Origin of the sequence: Pontiella desulfatans (assembly GCF_900890425.1) — a bacterium.
Classification (GTDB): Bacteria; Verrucomicrobiota; Kiritimatiellia; order Kiritimatiellales; family Pontiellaceae; genus Pontiella; species Pontiella desulfatans.
On the sequence record NZ_CAAHFG010000001.1, the window covers coordinates 3251096 to 3270851 of the forward strand.

Genomic DNA, 19756 nt, shown 5'->3' on the forward strand with positions numbered 1-19756 from the left:
GAAATTATTCTGTCCTAATTATTCTGTTTCAAATCAACCCTAATGCTAGCAGGGCGGCGGTGGACATGTTTTCGCGCGTCCAGGGCGGCTCGAAAACCAACTCAACCTCGGCATCCGACACGCCTTCCGTCTCCGCCACCGCTTTTTGGATGTTGCCGGGAATCCGCTCCGCCTCGGGGCAGTTCGGGGCAGTCAGCGTGATGCGAACATACACCTTGTTGTCCTCATCGACATCCAGGTTGTAAATCAGCCCGAGGTCGTAGACGTTGACCGGAATCTCCGGATCGAAAACCATCCGTAGCGACCGGACCACCTGGAGGAACAGTTCCTCGTTGTGATCCTGCAATTTGAAGCGTTCTTTCTTTTTTCCTAACATGGGGATTTAATCCTTAATGCGTAATGCATAATGCGTAAAAATATCCGGCTCAGCTGAAGAGCCAATTACGAATTACGCCTTACTCGTTATTTTCATTCCGTAGAGATCTCACCTTGAAGCTTCTTCAAAGCCGCATCGAAGGTGTGCCAGGCGAGCGTGGCGCATTTGACGCGTACGGGATAGTCCTTCACGCCCGTGAGCACCTCCAGCTTGCCGAGCGGCACATCGTCCGGATAGCTTTCGTCTTCGGTGAGCGCATGGTGGAAACTGTTGAACAAGGCCTCGGCCTCGGCTTCGGTCTTGCCCTTCAGGGCAATCGTCATCATCGAGGCCGACGAGGTGCAGATGGCACAACCGGCACCCTCGAACGAGACATCGTCCACCACGCCATCCCGGATCTTGAGATAGACATCGATCTGGTCGCCGCACAATGGATTGTTGCCATGGGCGAATCCGTCCGGCTGCTCCATCTTGCGGAAGTTGCGCGGATTCTTGTTATGGTCGAGAATGACCTCCTGGTAAAGCTCCCTCAAATTCTGCATCTACCCTTCCTTTCCAAACGGATTTATTAACCGCAAAAGAACGCAAGGAACGCAAAATAAACTGTTCCCGGAAATCCTTTGTGTTCTCTGCGTTCCTTCGCGGTTAATCTACTCTTCCCATTGTTCACTCAAACATCTGTATGGTTTTCTGAATGGCTTCGGCCAACATATCGATTTCGTGGAAGGTGTTGTACATGGCAAACGATGCCCGCGCCGTTGCCGGGACGCCATAGCGCTCCATGACCGGTTGCGCGCAGTGGTGGCCGGCGCGCACCGCCACGCCCTCCCCGTCGAGCATGGTTCCAATATCGTGCGGATGAACCGCATCGAGCACAAAAGAAATCAACCCCGCCTTCTGGCCGGCCTTGCCGATGATGCGCAGGCCGTCGATTTCCTCCAGCTTGTGGGTGGCATATTCCAGCAGGCCGTGCTCATGCGCGGCGATGGCGGGCAACCCGATTTTCTGCACATAGTGGATGGCGGCGCCGAGCCCAACCACGCCGGCAATATTGGGGGTGCCGGCCTCAAACTTGTAGGGCAACTGGTTGTAGGTTGTTTTCTCGAAGCTGACGGACAGGATCATATCGCCCCCACCCTGGTACGGGGGCATTTCGCTGAGCAACCGTTCCTTGCCATAAAGCACGCCGACTCCGGTTGGCCCATAGATCTTGTGGCCGGAAAACACATAGAAATCGGCATCCAGCGCCTTCACATCCACCGGAATGTGCGGCACGGCCTGTGCGCCATCCACCAGCACCGGAACGCCGACGGCGTGCGCGGCGTCGATGATCTGCTTCACCGGGTTGACCGTGCCCAGGGCATTGGAAACATGCACCACCGAAACCAACTTGGTCTTTTCGGTTAGCAGTTCGGCAAAGCGATCCATCTCCAGCTCACCTTTGTCGGAGATCGGCACCACCTTGAGCTCGGCTCCGGTCTGTTCGCAAACCATCTGCCACGGTACAATGTTGGAATGGTGCTCCATGTGGGTAATCAAAATTTCGTCGCCCTTTTGCAGGCGGGGCCGGGCATAGCTCTGGGCAACCAAATTGATCGACTCGGTTGCGCCGCGCGTAAAGATCACCTCGTGCACGCAGGCGGCGTTGATGAAACCGCGCACGGCCACCCGGGCGCCATCGTACAGGTTCGTCGATTCCTGGCTTAGCGTGTGCACGCCGCGATGGACGTTCGAATAGTTGTTTTCGTAAAGATCCTTAACCGCGTTGATCACCTGCACCGGATGCTGGGTCGATGCCGCGTTGTCGAGATAGACGAGCGGTTTACCGAAGATTTCCCGCTCCAGGATCGGGAAATCGTTTCTGATGGAAACCACATCATACTGGGCGACATTGCTCATACGGAAACCTTTTCGAGCCAATCGTGAACCAGACCTTCAATATAGGTCTTGACCGGCTTGCACTTCACTTCGTCGAGCACCTCGTTGGCGAATGCAAAGGTGAGCATGGCTTGCCCCTGTTGCGGATCGATGCCGCGCGTCTGCAGATAGTAGAGCGCGGTGTCATCCAACTGCCCCACCGTCGCGCCGTGCGTGCACTTGACGTCGTCGGCATAGATCTCGAGCTGCGGCAGCGTGTTGACCTTGGCCTTCCGGCTGAGCAACAGGTTCTTGTTATTCTGGACGGCATCGGTCTGCTGCGCGTCCTGCTGCACGAGGATGCGCCCGCAAAAAACCGAGTGGGCCTTGTCGTCGAGAATGCCCTTGTAGAGTTCGTGGCTGTTGCATTTCGCAACCGCATGATCCATGAACAGGTGCGTATCGAAATGCTGCTTGCCCTTCAGCAGGCAGAGCCCGTTGCAGATGGCTTCGCCGCCTTCGCCGGTCAGCTTGCCGCGGATATCGTTGCGCCCCAGCGCCGACCCAATCGCCACCGAATGGTTGCTGAACACCGCGTCTGCCCCAACGTGCGCCTCCAGGGTCTGGAAATGGAAGGCGGCGGTGCCTTCGCGCTGGACCTTGAAATGGTCGGCCTTCCCGCCGTCGGCCACAAAAACCTCGGTCACGGCGTTCGTCCAATAGGACAAATCCGCCTCGCCAATGTATTCCTCGACAACCGTTGCCTTTGCATTATGCCCGATGGATACAACGTTGCGCAGGTGAAAGGCTGCGCCATCGGCATCCGCGAGGAACACCAGATGGATCGGCTCGTCGAGTTCAACTCCATCGTTCACCTCGAGAAAGGCACCGTCGGTGAAATAGGCGGTGTTGGCGGAGACGAACGCGCTTTGCGAGTTGGCCAATGATCCGATGCGCGGATCAACCAAATCAAGGATTGAACCGATGCGGACGCCGGGCGGCAAATCGCCAAGGTTCGACTTTTCGCGCGACAGCTTGCCGTTTTCAAAAACGACCACGATCCGACCCAACGGCTGGAAGGCGAGTTCGGCCGGTTTCCACGCGCCGGAAAACTCGGCCCTGGCCACGGCCGAAACATCCGTGAAGCGCCAGAGCTCTTCCTTGGTGGACGGGAAGCCGTTCGCCTTGAAACTGGCCTCTGCCTTTTCTCTTAATTCCTTCAACATTCGAAATTCCTTGTTCGACATTCGATATTCATTTAGGCCCCTTCTTCGCCGAGCCAGGAGGCATAGCCTTCGTCTTCGAGTTCCAGCGCCAAATCCTTGCCGCCCGACTTCACGATCTGCCCATGAACCAGAACATGGACATGGTCGGGAACAATGTAGTCGAGCAGGCGCTGGTAGTGCGTGATGACCAGGAAGCCGCGCTCCTCGGAACGCAACGCATTCACACCGTCGGAAACAATACGCAGCGCATCGATATCCAGGCCGGAATCGGTTTCGTCGAGGATCCCAAGCCGGGGTTCCAGCATGGCCATCTGGAAAATTTCGTTGCGCTTCTTTTCGCCACCGGAAAAGCCCGAGTTTACCGCACGCTCCAGCAGATCGTCGCGAATCTTCACCACCTTTTTCTTTTCCTCGACCAGATCGAGGAAATCCATGGCGTCGAGTTGCTCCTTGCCCTGGTATTTCCGGACAGCGTTCACGGCCGCCTTGAGGAAATACATGTTGCTGATGCCGGCGATCTCCACCGGATACTGGAACGCCAGGAACATCCCGGCGCAGGCCCGCTCGTGCGCCGCCAGTTCGTCGATGTCGACCCCGTCGAACAACACCTGCCCGCCCGTTTTCACATAGGCCTCGTTGCCGGCCAGCACGTTCGAGAGCGTGCTTTTCCCCGAACCGTTCGGCCCCATGATCGCATGCACCTCGCCGGGCTTGATCGTCAGGTTGATCCCCTTGAGGATCGGCTTGTCCGCCACACTCGCGTGCAGGTCTTTTATTTCTAGTAGTGCCATTGTTTTTTCTCCAATCATTCACGCACACTTGCGCAAGTGTGCTTTTCGAATTCTAGCCCACGGAACCTTCCAAGCTGATACCCAGCAGTTTTTGCGCTTCGACGGCGAACTCCATCGGCAACTCGCGGAAGACCTCTTTGCAGAAGCCGTTGACGATCATGTTGACCGCCTCCTCGGTATCGAGTCCTCGTTGGTTGCAGTAGAAAATCTGGTCTTCGCCAATCTTGGTGGTGGTGGCCTCGTGCTCCACCTGGGCGGTCGGATTGCCGACATCGATGTAGGGGAAGGTGTGCGCCCCGCATTGGTCGCCGATCAGCATCGAGTCGCACTGGGAAAAGTTGCGCGCGTTCTCGGCGGTTTCGACCACCTTGACCATGCCGCGGTAGCTGTTCTGCGCCTTGCCGGCCGAGATGCCCTTGCTGATGATCGTGCTCGACGTGTTTTTGCCGATGTGGATCATCTTGGTGCCGGTGTCGGCCTGCTGCATGTTGTTGGTGACGGCCACGGAATAGAATTCGCCGACGGAGTTGTCGCCTTTGAGGATGCAGCTCGGATATTTCCAGGTGACGGCGGACCCGGTCTCCACCTGCGTCCACGATATCTTGGAGTTGTCGCCGCGGCAGTGCCCGCGTTTGGTCACGAAATTATAGATGCCGCCCTTGCCGTCCTTGTCGCCGGGATACCAGTTTTGGACGGTGGAATATTTTATCTTGGCATCTTTGTGGGCAATCAACTCGACCACGGCGGCGTGCAGTTGGTTTTCATCGCGCTGAGGTGCGGTGCACCCTTCCAGATAGCTGACCGTCGCGCCTTCGTCGGCAATCAGCAACGTCCGTTCGAACTGTCCCGTGTTGGCGGCATTGATGCGGAAGTAGGTGGAAAGCTCCATCGGACAGCGTACGCCCGGCGGCACGTAGCAAAACGAACCGTCGGAAAAAACCGCCGAGTTGAGCGTCGCGAAATAGTTGTCCTTATACGGCACCACGGAGCCGAGATATTGTTTCACGAGATCGGGACGTTCCTTGACCGCTTCGGAAAACGAACAAAAGATGATGCCCATCTCCTCTAGCTTGCCTTTGAAGGTGGTGGCAACGGAAACGGAGTCGAACACGGCATCGACCGCCACCACCCCGGCGAGCATTTCCTGTTCGCGCAACGGAATGCCGAGCTTTTCGTAGGTTTCGAGCAGCTCCGGATCAACCTCGTCGAGGCTCTTTGGCATATCGATCTTTTGCTTGGGCGCGGAATAGTAGCTGAGCGCCTGGTAGTCGATCGGCGGGAATTCCACTTTGGCCCAGGTGGGCTCCTCGAGCGTTGTCCAATGGTGGTAGGCCTTGACCCGCCACTCGGTCAGCCATTCCGGTTCGTTCTTGCGGCGGGATATTTCGCGCACAACCCCCTCGTTCAAACCAGGGGGAAGGCTGTCGGATTCGATGTCGGTCACAAAGCCATACTTGTATTCCTTGCCAGAGAGTTCATCGAATGATTTTTCGTCTTCAATCTTCATATAATCCTTATCTGGTACTATTTAAAATCGTAAAAGGCCGAGGGGTTGGAATAAGGGGGATGATTAACCCGCAGCGATGTCCGCCAACGACAGCCCTTCGAGTGCCCCGATAATCTTACTGTTTACCTTTTGCCAACTCGGACTCACCGGACAATTCCGCTCGCACCCTTCGGCGCTGGAGCAATCGGTGATCGCCACGGGGCCTTCAACGGATTCGATGATCGCCGCTGCGGAAATTTCGGATGCCGGGCGCGAGAGCGAATAGCCGCCCTTGCTCCCCTGATGGGATTTCAAGATTCCACCCTGGGTCAGAATCTTAAGTACCTTGCTTACGGTCGGAAGCGGAATGCCGATGGCTGTGGATAGATCCTTCGCGTTATGAAGCATCTCCTTGTTATTGCTTGCCATATGTACCAACAGAATAAATCCGTAGTCCGTAATTTTGGTTATCCTAAGCATTCTACCATTCCTTAGATACAAGACCCATTTAGTCTTAATTGACTGCACCGTACCAAAAGGAACCCGCCGCGCAAGCCTTATTCACAAAAATGGTACTATTTGATGTCAAAGGACAGCACAAGACGCAATCAAAACAATAAGTTTTGACAAGTTCTACAGATTTAGGCTGTCACAATATAGTATTGCCAAAGCAGTGCCGGAAGAAATCTACACGGAAGCCGTCAAGTTGGCGGCGTGACGCAGGAATGGATATCAATACTTTCCGGGCGGCTATCCCCGCGACCTGTGGATTGAAAGCTTGAACGAATCGCCCGTTGGATTCGTGATCCTCTGGACACCGCATGCCGGCTGCACCTAAGACGTACTGTGGACGGAAAGCCTGGCGAACCTCTTCAGCCTGCCGACCAACGGCCGACCCGATCCGACCGGCGGCCACACCGACACCGTCCATGCCGCCGAATCCCAAGGCTTCTACCGCCTACAGATCGAACTGGAATAAACGGTAGGGCGAAGTGTCCCACTCCGCCGCACAAACGGTAGGGCGGAGTGTCCCACTCCGCCGCACGCGCGAATAGCACGCACACCGGGCGGGCGACTGGGGACAGTCGCCCCTACCCAAAATTACTCTTCAGCTTTGGCTTGATCCCAGAAGGCGTCGAGCTCCTCCAGCGTGAATGCCTTGAACTCCTTGCCCGTGGCGTGAACCTTGTCCTCGACCGCTTGGAAGCGGCGGACAAACTTTTTGATGTTGTGGTTCAGCAACTCCTCGGGATTGTGCCCCATGAAGCGGCTGACGTTGACCACGGAAAAAAGTAGATCGCCCAGCTCGTCGCGAATGTCGTCCTCGTGCTCGCGCTTGATCGCTTCCTTCACCTCTTCGATCTCCTCGTGGAGCTTGTCGAACACATCGTCGATATGTTTCCAGTCGAATCCGGCGCGGGCGGCGCGCTTCTGAATCTGGTGCGCCTTTTGCAGTGCGGGCAGATGCTTTGGGATGCCGGAAACGATGGAAGCCGGTTTATCGCCCTCGGCCTTTTCGGCCTTCTTGATCGCATCCCAGTTCTGCAAGACCTCCCCCGAACCGGAAACCGTTACCTCGCCAAAGACGTGCGGATGGCGCCGCTCCAGTTTTTCGGCAATGGCATCGGCCACATCCGAAAATTCGAAATGGCCGTTTTCCTTGCTGATCTGGCTATGGAACACCACCTGTAGCAACAGGTCGCCCAGCTCCTCTTCCAAATGGGAAACATTGCCGCCTTCGATGGCGTCGATCACCTCGTACGCCTCCTCGATCAAATCCGACTTCAGCGACTCATGCGTCTGCTCCCGATCCCAAGGACACCCGTCCGGCGCCCGTAGCCTGTGCATAACCCCCAACAATCGCTCCATCGCCTCGCCCGTCTTCGACATAGATCCACTCCGTTCCTGTTGTTCGTTGCTAATTGATGGGTGCCGGGAACGCCGCTGAAACCTGCCCAACAAACAACCACCAACCCAACAACCGATTTTTTGACAAGATAACAGGATTGCCGGGATCTGAAACCTTGAATCAGGAAAAAGAAAGAGCAAGGGACACGGAAGCTCTTTCAACTGAAAGACAATAGATCTTTAACAAAAAAAAGTTTTTCAAGTTTTCCATTTTTGTTACATTGCTCTTCATGAAAATGATCCTTTGCACATTCCTGTTTGCCGTTCTCGTAACACCGTTGCCAAAGATCGAACTCAACAGCCTGATTCAACCCGAAGCAATGGTGCCGGATGAAACCCGGATCTATAAAACCATCGACGGGTGCGAGCTTGAGCTATACATCTTCCGACCGGAAACCGTTCCGGAAGAGCCGCCCGCCACCCTGCTGGCCATCCATGGCGGCGGATGGGCCAACGGCACGCCCAACATGTTCTTCCCCCACTGCCGCTATTTCGCCCAACGCGGCATCCCCGCCATGTCCATCCAATACCGGCTGACGGACTCCAGCGCGGGAACAACCATTCACGACTGCATCGCCGACTGCAACGATGCGGTTCTCCATGTCCGTACCAATGCCGTCGCGCTGGGCATCGATCCCGATCGCATTGCCGTCATCGGCGATTCCGCGGGCGGACACCTGGCTGCCTGTACCGGAACGTTGCCCGATGCGACCAACCGCGCGAACGCCGTGATCAACTGTAACGGCATCATGGATTTGACCGGTAAGTGGGGTGGCGTCGTCCCTGAAGGAACCCTCGAAGCACAGATGGCCGTGTCCCCGCTCCATCAGGTCGCCTCCAATTCCCCCCCGATGCTGCATATCCATAGCCTGACCGATACTACGGTTGACCATGCGCAGGCCGTGGCCATGCACTCCGCGCTCACCAACGCCGGCGTCCATAGTATACTGCACTCGCTGACGGATGCCCGCCATGCCTTTATCCTCCCCGGCTACACCGCTACCCAGGAACAGATTGTCGAGGGCATCACCGAAACCGACCGCTTCCTCGAATCACTTGGATACCTGTCCGGCGAACCAACCATCGCGGTCTCGACCATCACCAATCCCCCGCCTTCCACATTGCTGGAACAAGGCACGGTCACCAATCTGCCGGTGGAGCTGGAGTTCGATAGCCCTTCGGTAACGATTGAAATGGAGGCCAAGGTCTCCTCCCTGGAAGGAAGCCTTGCCACGAGACAGTCGTTCCTTGGATTCAGCAAACGAGGTTTTAGCCTAACGCTTCGCAGCAGCGGAACCCTGCGGATGGGCGCCTATGGTTCCAGCCAAAACCTGGCCTACACCATTACCCCGAACGAATGGCATACCCTGACCCTCTCCGTGGGCAATGGCAGCGCCACATTGCAAGTCAACGGAACCAACGTATCGCTGGACAGCGTCGAGTTTGCCTATCCGCAGGAAGGCCGGTATCTGGTAATTGGCGACGGACTCGACGGCGAAATCCGCAATCTCCGCATCTCTGTCCCCTAAAATATGATGTGAAGGGAAACCATGATCAGAGCTACTACAGCTACGCACCAAATTTTATTGCCACAAGAGAGCGCAAAGAAAACAAAAAGCATGCTGCATGACTCTGAGATCCCTGCGCTCTTTCGTGGCCAACTACACTCCAGCCTGTTCTGCGGCCAAGCGTCTTTGCGGTTATTTTCCCTTCTGCTGGCTTGCGGCAGCTTGTCATTCAGTGCATCGGCGGCAACCTTGCTGCAAGAAAGCTTTGAACCGGAATCCGGTATGATGGCTGGTTCGATCACAGGGCAAAACGGTTGGTCGCTCTCCAACGGAACGGCAATCGTACAATCCACCGTTGTACAAAATGGGAACCAAGCGCTGGAAATGAGCCAGGCCACGATCATGCATGATGTTTCCTCTAGCAACAGCACGCTTTGGATCCGGTTCCATGCGCGGATCAGCGAGGCCCCTCAGAACATGCCGTGTGAAACCTATCCAAACATAAGTGCCGCCTTCTTTGTTGGAACCAACCTCAACATTATCGCCTACAGCAACAGTATCCCCGTCGATCTCGGCGTCGCAATGCCGACCAACACCTGGACGCGGTTCGATCTCTATTGCGACTACGACCTGATGGTCTGGAACCTGAGCATGGATGGCACGACCATTGGAGCCGACCTCCCGCTCTGCACCTCCGGCACCGATGTTGATACCGTCATGATATCCAGCGATGACTCGTCGTCATCCTACATCGATCAGCTCGACGTTCTTGATCACGAACTGGCCACCAACGCCCCCGACTTCGACGGCGACCACATCCCGGATTGGTGGGAACTCAGGAACTTCGGCGGCATCACCGCAGCAACGGCCAGCGGCACCTCCAGCAACTCCGGCATGAGCTTCCTTGAAACCTATATCGCCGGAGTCGATCCATTTTCACATGATCCCTTCGTATTCACGTCGCCCGAAGCCGGCCAACTCGTATGGGAATCCATCCCCGCCCGTCGCTACGACATCCAATGGGCTCCGAATCTTACCACCAACTTCATATCCATCGGCACCGTTGACTGGCCAGATGATCATTTTAGCGATGCCACAACGAACAACGCCGGGTTCTATCGTCTTCGTGTCTCGGTGCAATGATTATCGTAGAAGCGGTGCCCCACCGCTCGCACGCGACGAGGGGCGAGACATGCTCGCGAAGGCGTCTACAGCAAGGGCTGGCAGAAAAATAAGTTGGCAGAAATATCTCCTCAACAGCATGTCATTCATTTTTCTGCCTGAAATATTTCTGCCTGACTCCACATCAGAAACAGGGCAGGCAGGAATGCCTGCCCCACATGTGCTATTCCGGAAGGCATACGGTGCGGAAGCCAATGTGCCAGCGTGTTGTTGCCGGTTGATCCGCCATTACATCCCGCGCATACCCACAGTGCACAGCGTTTGTGCTGGAGGAAAAACCTCCACCGGCATTTGCGCGCTCACCCGTTTGATATTGCGTGTCGCACAATTCCCACACATTGCCGACCATGTCGTAAAGGCCATAGTCGTTGGGCGAATATTGATCCACCGGAGTTGTCGCTCCCACATTATTGCCATAGTTGGCATCACTGGACGAAATGCTGTTTCCCCAAGGATAACGGTAGGCACTGTGCCCTCCGCGAGCGGCATATTCCCACTCGAGGTGGGTTGGCATCCGGAAGCCGTTGGCATTGAAATCGGTGGTGATACTATCCACCTCGCCCGATTTGAATTCGTTGCCGCCCAGCTTATAGCAGGGTGAACGGTTTTCCATCCTGCTACGGGCATTGCACCACTTGGCGCAGTCGTACCAATTAACCTGGGTTATTGGATGATCCGCCCCGTTTGCTACGCCATTTATGCTGATGTCATACCCATTGGTCTCCGCCCAATCATAGACCTGATACCATAAACTGGACGTAACCAGATACTGATCCATGTAGATTGCATTGGTTATGGTCAGCGTCTCGCTTCCATATACAGGATCAACCACAGGATTTGAACCGGCATCAATCAGCACCGTATCGGCGGGTTGGGGAACAGAAACATTCCTGATGGTTACCTCCATATAATCCGACCGACCTTCATATTCGCACGACAGCCAGAATACCTCATCTGCGCCAACCGACAATGCAGTCAGCAATCCGGAAGAATCAATGGTGGCATATGCAAAACCATCCAGGTCGTATGAATCGGCATCGACGCCATAACTTGAACCGTCACTATAATGAGCGGTGCAGCTATACTGCCCAGTTTCCCCTTCATCCACCGACGCGGGGCCACTAATCGAAACATAATCAAGCGTAGGATTAACGTGCACCACCAAGCTACCACTGTAGTCTGTGGCATATTCAGTCACTGTCGCCGTAACTGTTATCGGCTCAGTCCAGCCGTACGGAACCTGCAACCAACCACCGGAATTCATGCCCACCGACGGCCAATCGTCACTCCATACTGCCTCACCTGACATATCAACTGACGATCCGTCCGAGTAGGTCACAATGCAATCATAGTAAAAATCGCCCCAAGGAGATGAAGGCGTCACACTCGTCGGCCCAACAACTTCAACATCAGTAATCACTGGGCGTCCGGAAATGGTAAGCATCATCGAATCCGTTAAACCTCCATAGGAGCAAGACACAGTAACACCATAATCATCTGACTTCACCTCAGCCTCAAAATAACCACCACTGATCCATGCATCGAGCGAATCCTCTTCCCAAACAGCAGACACATTACTACTTGATCCATCTGAATAGTGAGCCCAACACCTAACAGGTGCATATGCAAGTGGAGCATAATCCCGATAATCCAGCCATGGAATATCCAACGCAATCCCCGACAGCACCTTGTTTGCAGATGACACGGGTTCCGTTCCGACTTCTAGCTTATAGAAGCCATGCGACTCCGCACCATGCACCGTATCCGTGAAGATGCCGGATTCAATGTTGACACCCACCGGGATCCACCCCGCCTCGGATTGCAGATCCTCCTTCCAATAAACGTTGTAGTAGCGACCTTCCGCACTCGGCCACTGGATGATGCGTTCTCCCGTCGCTGTGCCAACAAAGTTGGAAGCGGCAAAGACGGAGGCACTAGATCGGGGATCCATGCCACTGATTTGTTCCTGCCAGTTGACCTGACCATCGCCATCAGCATCACTGTCAGGATCAACATTGCCGCCAAAGTGCAGGCGCTCCCACTCATCAGGCAAACCATCACCATCGCTGTCATCCGGATCTACTAAACCCTGATATTCATAGCAACCCATATCGACATACGCTCCAACTAAACGTGGATTACCATCCAGGTCGGTTGCTCCAGAAACAACGACATTGTCTCCCCAATTAATGCAAGGTGAGCTTGGAGCAAGATGATAATTGCCGACAACTGCATCAACAAATACCGGAGCGTTTGTTATATTACCGTTCACCCCGTTTGTCACATCAGGAGAGCAGGTGTGGGAAGAACTCCCAAACTGAAGATCGATATCAACACCTTCATTCCCTACAATAATACAGTTGTATGCATCGCTACGCACCAATCCTCCCTTGTTACCAGGTTGTGCTTCATTTTCGACAATGGTGCAATTATATGCAGCGCTCTCCCATAGTGCACCACCTTGCCAACCTCGGTTCCCTCGGATTAATGAATTCTTGGTAATTCCGTAAGCGACCGCACCTCCAAAGGAACCATTATTTCCGAGAATACGACAATTCAGAACCAGACTATCTTGACACCCGCCTCCCGAGTAACCACCAGAGTTATTTTCAATGATGCTGTAGTTGATTGTTCCACCAAAAACACCTCCGCCATTTCCTGTTCCCGATGCCGTATTGCTGGAAACAATGCAGTGCTCAATCAAAGGGTCTCGTGATGCGCAAAGAACCCCAGCACCACGTGAACCAAAGGAATCGTGGTAGTCTACATAGCCATTCTGTATCGACAAACCGCTCAACACACAGGCACTTGAACCAAGGTTGAAACAGCGAACGGAACCCTGGCCATCCACAATGGTTGCTTCAGGACTGTTGAGGCTCCTGACAAGGATCGCGTTGGTCACAGTGATTTCCACCGAAAGAAGGTATGTTCCATCGGCGATCAGTACGGTGTCGTTGCTCGACGCGGCATCGACCGCATCCTGAATACTAGTCGCCGCCGTAGCCCAACTTGCGTATGGAACCACCGGAGTGGAGTTACTGACGTTCACGTAGTGGATCGGCGTATCATAAACGCCCAGAGGCGTTCCTTCGAAGATGATATCGTCGATATTCCACCCCGGATAGGTGATGGAATAGTCGGTCGTCCCCATGCCCCAGCGAACCCAGACCGAAGCCGCGCCGTCGGCGACTGCGGAAATGTCGTAGACCACTTCATTCCAATTGGCTTCCGAGAACGAGCCTCCATCGTGCGACCATACGGAATGCCAGCTAGAACCATCGTTACTCACTTCGATCGAGGCATGGTCATATGACGAACTCTCAATCCCCAACCAGCGCCAGAAACGCAGTTGGACGTTGGTGAACCCCGAGCAATCGACCGGGGAAGATGTCAGCCAATATTCCGACAGGTTGTTTGGATAATCGCCGGCCAGGTTGTAACCAAGGACGTTGGCACCGGTGTGTCCGGATACCGGATCGCCACTGTAGGATCCACCCCCGAGCGGAACGCCAAACTCCCACCCGGATTCCATCGTCCATCCGGGATCGGTGTCGAGAGCGAAGAAGGCTATGGTTGCCGGTGTGACCGTCAGTTCAACCACCCTCTGCTGAACCATGCCATGGGTATCGTTGGAAAACGCCAATACGGCTTCATACGTTCCTTGCGGCAGGTCGGACACACCTGGATCGAGTGCCAGTCCCACCACGTTGGATGCACCTACCGCCAGGCTACCCTGACCGGGATCAACGCCCAACCACCAGGGTGCGCCGGAAACGTTCCACGTAATGCTTCCGGAACCCAGGTTTTCAAGCGCAAACGATGCGGATATGGCAACGGGGGCGGTTCCTGCTTCATGCAGGATCCCAATGGCGTCCTGCGGCATGACCGACATCCAGTCACACACCACGTCAGAAAACAGACCGACATTCACCACCGGTTCTTCCAGATCATTGCAGTCGATGGAAACCAAGCCCTCGTGCAAGCCCGCCCGGCGAGCCGTTTTTCGGACATCAAAGGTGATACTGCCGCCCGGAGACAGCGTGACCGGCCATGTTGGCTGGTTTTCAAGCACGAACGGGGGCTCGCTGAGCAACAGCGAATTGGCGACATTGAGGCGTCCGCCGGTCATGACAAGCCCCTCCCACTGCGGAAGCACATCGACCCCGTTCATCAGTAGTTGTTTCAGCTCGGAATACAAAGCATTCATCTTCTGGGATTTAAGTAAAGCTGCCGCACCGGATACATGGGGCGTGGCCATCGAGGTGCCGTTCTTTACACCATACCCGGCACCAGGCACCGTGCTGAGAATGGAACTGCCCGGCGCGGCGAGATCGACACTGTTCGCCCCGTAGCAACTGAAGCCGGAACGGTTGTCGTTGTGGTCGCTACTAGCCACGGCCAAGATGTTGTCGCAGTCGTAGCTGGAGGGATAGTGGGGGTTCGCATCGTTGTTGGCGCCACTGTTGCCAGCCGCCGCAACGAACAAATGGCCGGAGGCTCCAGCAGCATCGATCGCGGCCTTAAGCGTCGATGAATATCCGCCGCCGCCCCAGGAATTATTGGAAATGTGGGCACCGTTCGCCACGGCATATTCCAACGAATCAACGGCATCGGAGGTATATCCGCTCCCGCTGTCGTTCAAGAACTTCACGGCCATTAGGCGCACGCGCCAGTTAACACCAGCGACTCCAACACCATTGCCACCCACCGCACCGATGGTTCCGGCGCAATGCGTACCATGCCCACCGCCATCCATCGGATTGGAATCGTTGTAGGCAAAGTCGTAGCCATGCACATCATCCACAAATCCATTACCGTCATCGTCCACTCCGTTTCCGGCAATCTCGCCATGGTTCACCCACATATTTGCGGCCAGGTCGGGATGGGTATAGTCGATGCCCGTATCAATGACGGCGACGATAACATTGGTATTGCCGGTGGTGATGTCCCAGGCCTCCGCTGCACCAATATCCGCTCCGGGCGTTCCTCCGGTCTGACCGGTGTTGTGCATGCCCCAAAGTTCGGCGAAGCGAGAATCGTCCGGCAGGTCGTACGCGTTGAGCAGGTAGTCCGGTTCCGCATAAGCCACACCGGGTTGCCCTGTATACGCCTCAATCATTTTCTCTAGCTTGGCACCTACAGGCAATTTGACCATTTCAGCCGGAATACGACTGAAGGTTTTAATGGATTCCGTGCCCATGGCCACATGCAGATCGGCTTTTGCCGCAGCCGTTATCTGTTTCCCAGAAGTATAGCCAACCAGCAATACGCCCGGTCGGTATTCCGCGTTGCTTACAATGGTTGTAGGTGGCGGCGTCTGGCTTGCCGTCGCAATGGCGTCCTGTTTCGTATCCGCACCGCAAGCCCCATCGTTGAGCGCTTGCGCTCCACCGCTTTCCGACCAGGAAAGCCCCACGCCTTCTACCACCAGATCATATTGGGCCGAAGTATTCTGGATCGTGATCTGTTCGACACTCTCCTCATTCAGCACCGATTGACCGAAATCCATCGCGCGGTCGTTGATCGGCAGGATTGAATCCTCGACGGCGATGTCGCCCGTTGGCTCGACCACGGTAAGCAACACCGTTCTTTGCTGTGTGGAGGATGCTCCCTGAACAGCAATTTCAACCAATGCCTCGTGGGAACCGGCGGGCAAGGCCAAGGTATCCACCGAGAATCCGACAACCAGCTCATAGCTTGCTCCAGGAGCGAGCGTGCCGCCCTCCGCCGACAGGTCGATCCATGAATCCCCGCACACCGCCGTCCACGCCAAGGCCGTTGTCCCTGTGTTGGAAAGCGAGTAGGTCATGCTGGACGGATCGAAGCCAACGCCCGTGGTTCCTGATGAAACAAATGAAGCATTGGGTTCAATCGTTAAGCCATCCGGAGTAAGAAACTGCACGATATGCAGGTTCCCTCCGACGCGGCACAGCAACTCAATCCGTCCGTCGCCCCCAAGATCGCTTGCAATGATCTCGCTACCCTGGCCTTCTATTTGTAGCGAAGAAAGCAAGGAAAGATCCTGCCCCAGAAGGCTGACCATCCCATCAGGCGAGAGCAACACCACTTCCCGGTGCCCGTCCCCATCGATATCCGCGAGTAACTCAACTTTCCCAACGATGCTACTTTCCGCAAGTTGCACGAGGTTGGCATCCAAAACAAATGTTTTGGTTGATGTTGCCGAGTAATATGCCGTGGCAACGATTTCCGGTACACCGTCGCCGTCCAGATCCCCGACGGCATGCAGTCCAGTCCACCGACTGTTGTTCGGCCCGTTGAAAGTATTGAGTACCGTGCCATCGGTTGCGAACCGATGGATTTTCGCCTGTCCGGGATAGTAGGTCGAATCATGCCCCTTGAAACCGAGGACATCATGCGTTCCATCCGCATCGAGATCGACAAACACGTGGGAGGAGTTCCCGTTGCTGGGGGAATCGTAGATTCGGGTCAGTTTTCCTGTACCGTCCTCATCGACCACGATCGTGTATAGATCCCCGTCGGTCGTGCCGTTCCCGCTGGCACCATTATGGACGGTGTGTGCCGACATCGTGATGTCCAGATTCCCGTCCGCATCCATATCCGCCACGGAATATAGGCCGTTGGCCGGACCGATCTGGTAATACCACTCTTCAGCAGCTGTCCCGTAGTCGAAGGCGGCAACGCCGCGCGGCGTGCGGGCATAACCGGCATTGTAGCCAACCAGCATCTTGCCGTTGCTCAGACCGATCGGTCGCATGGTTACATCGGAACCGCCTGCGTGTAGCCCCTCGAAGGCCTGCAAAAGGGTGCCGTTCCCGTCGTACACATAGGAGGTGAACCCCGAGCCCTTTCCCCCAAGGAATATCTCGGGAGTTCCATCGCCATCCGCGTCTTCAAGCATGGCAAGGAATGAGTCCCGCGGCAGATCCACTGTGTGCTCCAGGACTCCGGAACCGTTATGGATCCGCATGGTGCTTCCCGATGAAACTACGATCTCGAGTTGGCCATCGCCATCCACATCGCCGGTCAAGACCGACTCGACATCCGCGATGGTATGCTGAACGGCCATTGCTCCGCCCAAAGAAACAGTCGCGCCTTGTTCGAGGCAGGCGTGTCCGATCATGTCGTTCATGGGATATCGCCATCCGGCCAGCACTCCTCCACCGGATTCCCCATATACCGCGCTCTTAACGATGCTTGGGCTGGCGCCGTCCTTCCAGGCCTTGGCTTTCAGCCACCCAGGAACGGGAGCGGAAACCATGCCTGAAACAGGCACGACGGACGATGACTCATCGGGATCCGCACCTGGCACGGTTCCGGAACCGGTTTCATACCGGATGGTCGCCCCGACTGTTCCACAGGTAATTGCAACCTGCACGCTACCGCCCGGATGCAATCCGCCATCCGGACTAAATTCAGGATTCTCCACCACATTGAATGCCCGAAGAGTTCTGAATCCCAGAGAATGGTATTCCTCATCACTCAGCCCACCAGCTTCAACCGATTTTGATGCACCACAACGCAGCCAACGTGCATCGCCATTTCCGCCACCGCTTCTTGCATGGCGATCAGTCCCGGCGGCGTTATTGCACCATTCCCAAATATTGCCTGAAATATCGTAAAGCCCGTATGCATTCGGGGGAAAACTACCACACGGCGCAGAATGAGGATCGTCCCCATAGGCATAATCCGGATGCCCGCCTTTGGTCGGGCTCAGATCATAGTCGAATGCACTCGAAGAAAAATAGTTCGCCTCCCCGTGCGTAATGAATTCGCCCCACGGAAATCTTTGGCCAGCGAGTCCACCACGGGCAGCATATTCAAACTCCGTCCATGTGGGCAACCGGTAGCCACTAGCATTGTAATCGGTAACCGCATCGTGGGAGCCTGTCCGGTAAACTCCACCTGTAACGGAATAGCAGGGAGTTAAACCGTCCATTTCGCTACGGGCATTGCACCACTTGGCACAGTCGTACCAGTCGATGCTATGAACAGGATGGCCAACGTCCTTCCTTTCGCCAGGATTATCGAATTGATATCCGTTGGTGACCGCCCATTCGCAGACATCCCGCCAAGTTGAATAAGAAATCTCGGTGGCATCCATGAGTACGGTATTGGTCATGGTAAGCGAATAAGAGCCGAAATCAGGATCAACTCCACCGTTTGTTCCTGCGGGAACAGTCACCATTTCAGTGCTAAACGCACTCATGGATACGAGTCCGAGAGCTAGGCACGAAACAACAGAAAACAACAACCCTTTGGTCATGATAAACCTCCCTGATAGTTTATAAATGTTGCTTCCAGAATCACCCCAGACCCCGGAGGTTATGTTGTCCGCATGGTCTCCCGGCCAGCGGAGCAACGTTTTCAACATACACCGACAAAACAGCATGTCAATAAGTTCATGATTTATTTTGTGTTTTAGTATTTTTTACTAGCTCATCGCAATATTTCACAAATTTTTACGCACTATTAACAACCACATACGGATGCGAAATCGGAATCTTATTCTAAAAAGCACTTTTTTTTCGACGGGATGGAAATCAACGGGTGATTAGCCACAAGAGAACGCATAGATCACAAAACCAGGGCTCGGTTTTTTACAGGACTATTTGTGGCAGGACTATTTTCCGCTCGGCGGCGGGCAGGTGGAAATTGGAGCAAGCAACCGCGCTCGGGCGGCAAACCACGAAATACACCAAATACACGAAAAACCTGAGCGTAGCGTGGATATCCGATCCGCGTTTTTCCAGGCAACAGGAACTCGTATCGGATATACGAGCTACGGCTCTCATTCCCCTTTGTCACTGGAGAGCCAGCAACCGCCCCTTTCCCGCCCGGACGAAAAGCAACTGCGAATGAACGGCAAACCTCGAAATACACGAAAAACCTGAGCGTAGCGCGGATATCCGATCCGCGTTTTTCGGGCAACAGGAACTCGTATCGGATATACGAGCTACGCCCTCCACCGAAGAGATAGCAACCGTAAATTGACGCCAATGAACGCGAATTATCACTGCGCATGTTTTTTATGACAGGATGATTTTATTCGACCGCTAAGACGCGAGGAAACAAAGATCTCCCGTCCGCATGGGATATTTCCACCTAAAAAAATCGTCCGCGCCGCAAATCGTCTTGTCATTAATCGTCCTGTAAAAAATCGGCATCCTCATAGGGTTCTCATTTGCGGAAAAAAGGGACAAAAAAGGGGGGCGGGCGTGCTTCTAAGAGACGAAGCGAAGATGAGGAAGCCAATATGGAACATTGGAATGACCGAAGGGAATGACAACCACCACTACAGCAGTGCGGAACATGTAGTGGCCGGTTCCTAGAACCGCCCATCGATCCTGTCCATCCGGTGATTAGGGTAGAAACATTTTTAGGCAGAAAGATGCGGTGCTGGGAATAGGGTCGCTCGGCGGGGCAGCAAGCGGTACATCGGC

At 54.9% G+C, this 19756-nt stretch carries 11 protein-coding genes; 2 read left to right on the plus strand and 9 right to left on the minus strand.

Features of this window, described 5'->3' with window-relative positions:
- Positions 1 to 28 precede the first annotated feature (28 nt).
- The 8 genes from E9954_RS11475 to mazG all read right to left on the minus strand — a co-directional run bounded on the left by E9954_RS11475 (position 29) and on the right by mazG (position 7626).
- Positions 29 to 376 carry an iron-sulfur cluster assembly protein gene (locus tag E9954_RS11475; protein WP_136079306.1) on the minus strand — a complete coding sequence of 116 codons (348 nt, stop codon included), beginning with the start codon at positions 374 to 376 and terminating at the stop codon, positions 29 to 31.
- A gap of 92 nt (positions 377 to 468) precedes the next feature.
- Positions 469 to 918 (minus strand): Fe-S cluster assembly sulfur transfer protein SufU, encoded by a 450-nt coding sequence (sufU, locus tag E9954_RS11480; protein ID WP_136079307.1) that lies wholly within the window; start codon positions 916 to 918, stop codon positions 469 to 471.
- A 124-nt stretch (positions 919 to 1042) separates the two neighbouring features.
- Positions 1043 to 2275: an aminotransferase class V-fold PLP-dependent enzyme gene (locus tag E9954_RS11485; RefSeq protein ID WP_136079308.1), complete on the minus strand. Its 1233-nt coding sequence runs from the start codon at positions 2273 to 2275 to the stop codon at positions 1043 to 1045.
- Complete coding sequence (gene sufD / locus E9954_RS11490) at positions 2272 to 3480, minus strand: Fe-S cluster assembly protein SufD (protein ID WP_136079309.1); 1209 nt, start codon at positions 3478 to 3480, stop codon at positions 2272 to 2274. Before sufD ends, E9954_RS11485 begins: the two co-directional genes overlap by 4 nt.
- Positions 3481 to 3491: 11 nt before the next feature.
- Positions 3492 to 4250, minus strand: a complete 759-nt coding sequence (gene sufC / locus E9954_RS11495) for a Fe-S cluster assembly ATPase SufC (RefSeq protein ID WP_136079310.1) — start codon at positions 4248 to 4250, stop codon at positions 3492 to 3494.
- 52 nt (positions 4251 to 4302) lie between these two features.
- Positions 4303 to 5757, minus strand: a complete 1455-nt coding sequence (gene sufB / locus E9954_RS11500) for a Fe-S cluster assembly protein SufB (RefSeq protein WP_136079311.1) — start codon at positions 5755 to 5757, stop codon at positions 4303 to 4305.
- Between the two features lie 63 nt (positions 5758 to 5820).
- Positions 5821 to 6216 carry an SUF system Fe-S cluster assembly regulator gene (locus E9954_RS11505; protein WP_136079312.1) on the minus strand — a complete coding sequence of 132 codons (396 nt, stop codon included), beginning with the start codon at positions 6214 to 6216 and terminating at the stop codon, positions 5821 to 5823.
- A 621-nt stretch (positions 6217 to 6837) separates the two neighbouring features.
- The gene (gene mazG, locus E9954_RS11510; RefSeq protein WP_136079313.1) at positions 6838 to 7626 is read right to left on the minus strand and encodes a nucleoside triphosphate pyrophosphohydrolase; all 789 of its coding nucleotides are present in this window, start codon (positions 7624 to 7626) and stop codon (positions 6838 to 6840) included.
- A 254-nt stretch (positions 7627 to 7880) separates the two neighbouring features.
- Here mazG and E9954_RS11515 point away from each other — a divergent pair, with 254 nt between their 5' ends.
- Positions 7881 to 9173, plus strand: coding sequence for an alpha/beta hydrolase fold domain-containing protein (locus E9954_RS11515; protein ID WP_168442179.1), 1293 nt, complete (start codon positions 7881 to 7883; stop codon positions 9171 to 9173).
- A 261-nt stretch (positions 9174 to 9434) separates the two neighbouring features.
- Positions 9435 to 10295: a hypothetical protein gene (locus E9954_RS11520; protein ID WP_136079315.1), complete on the plus strand. Its 861-nt coding sequence runs from the start codon at positions 9435 to 9437 to the stop codon at positions 10293 to 10295.
- Between the two features lie 202 nt (positions 10296 to 10497).
- Here E9954_RS11520 and E9954_RS11525 read toward each other — a convergent pair whose 3' ends face one another.
- On the minus strand, positions 10498 to 18522 hold the full coding sequence (locus tag E9954_RS11525; RefSeq protein WP_168442180.1) for a S8 family serine peptidase: 8025 nt from the start codon (positions 18520 to 18522) through the stop codon (positions 10498 to 10500).
- Positions 18523 to 19756: the final 1234 nt, after the last annotated feature.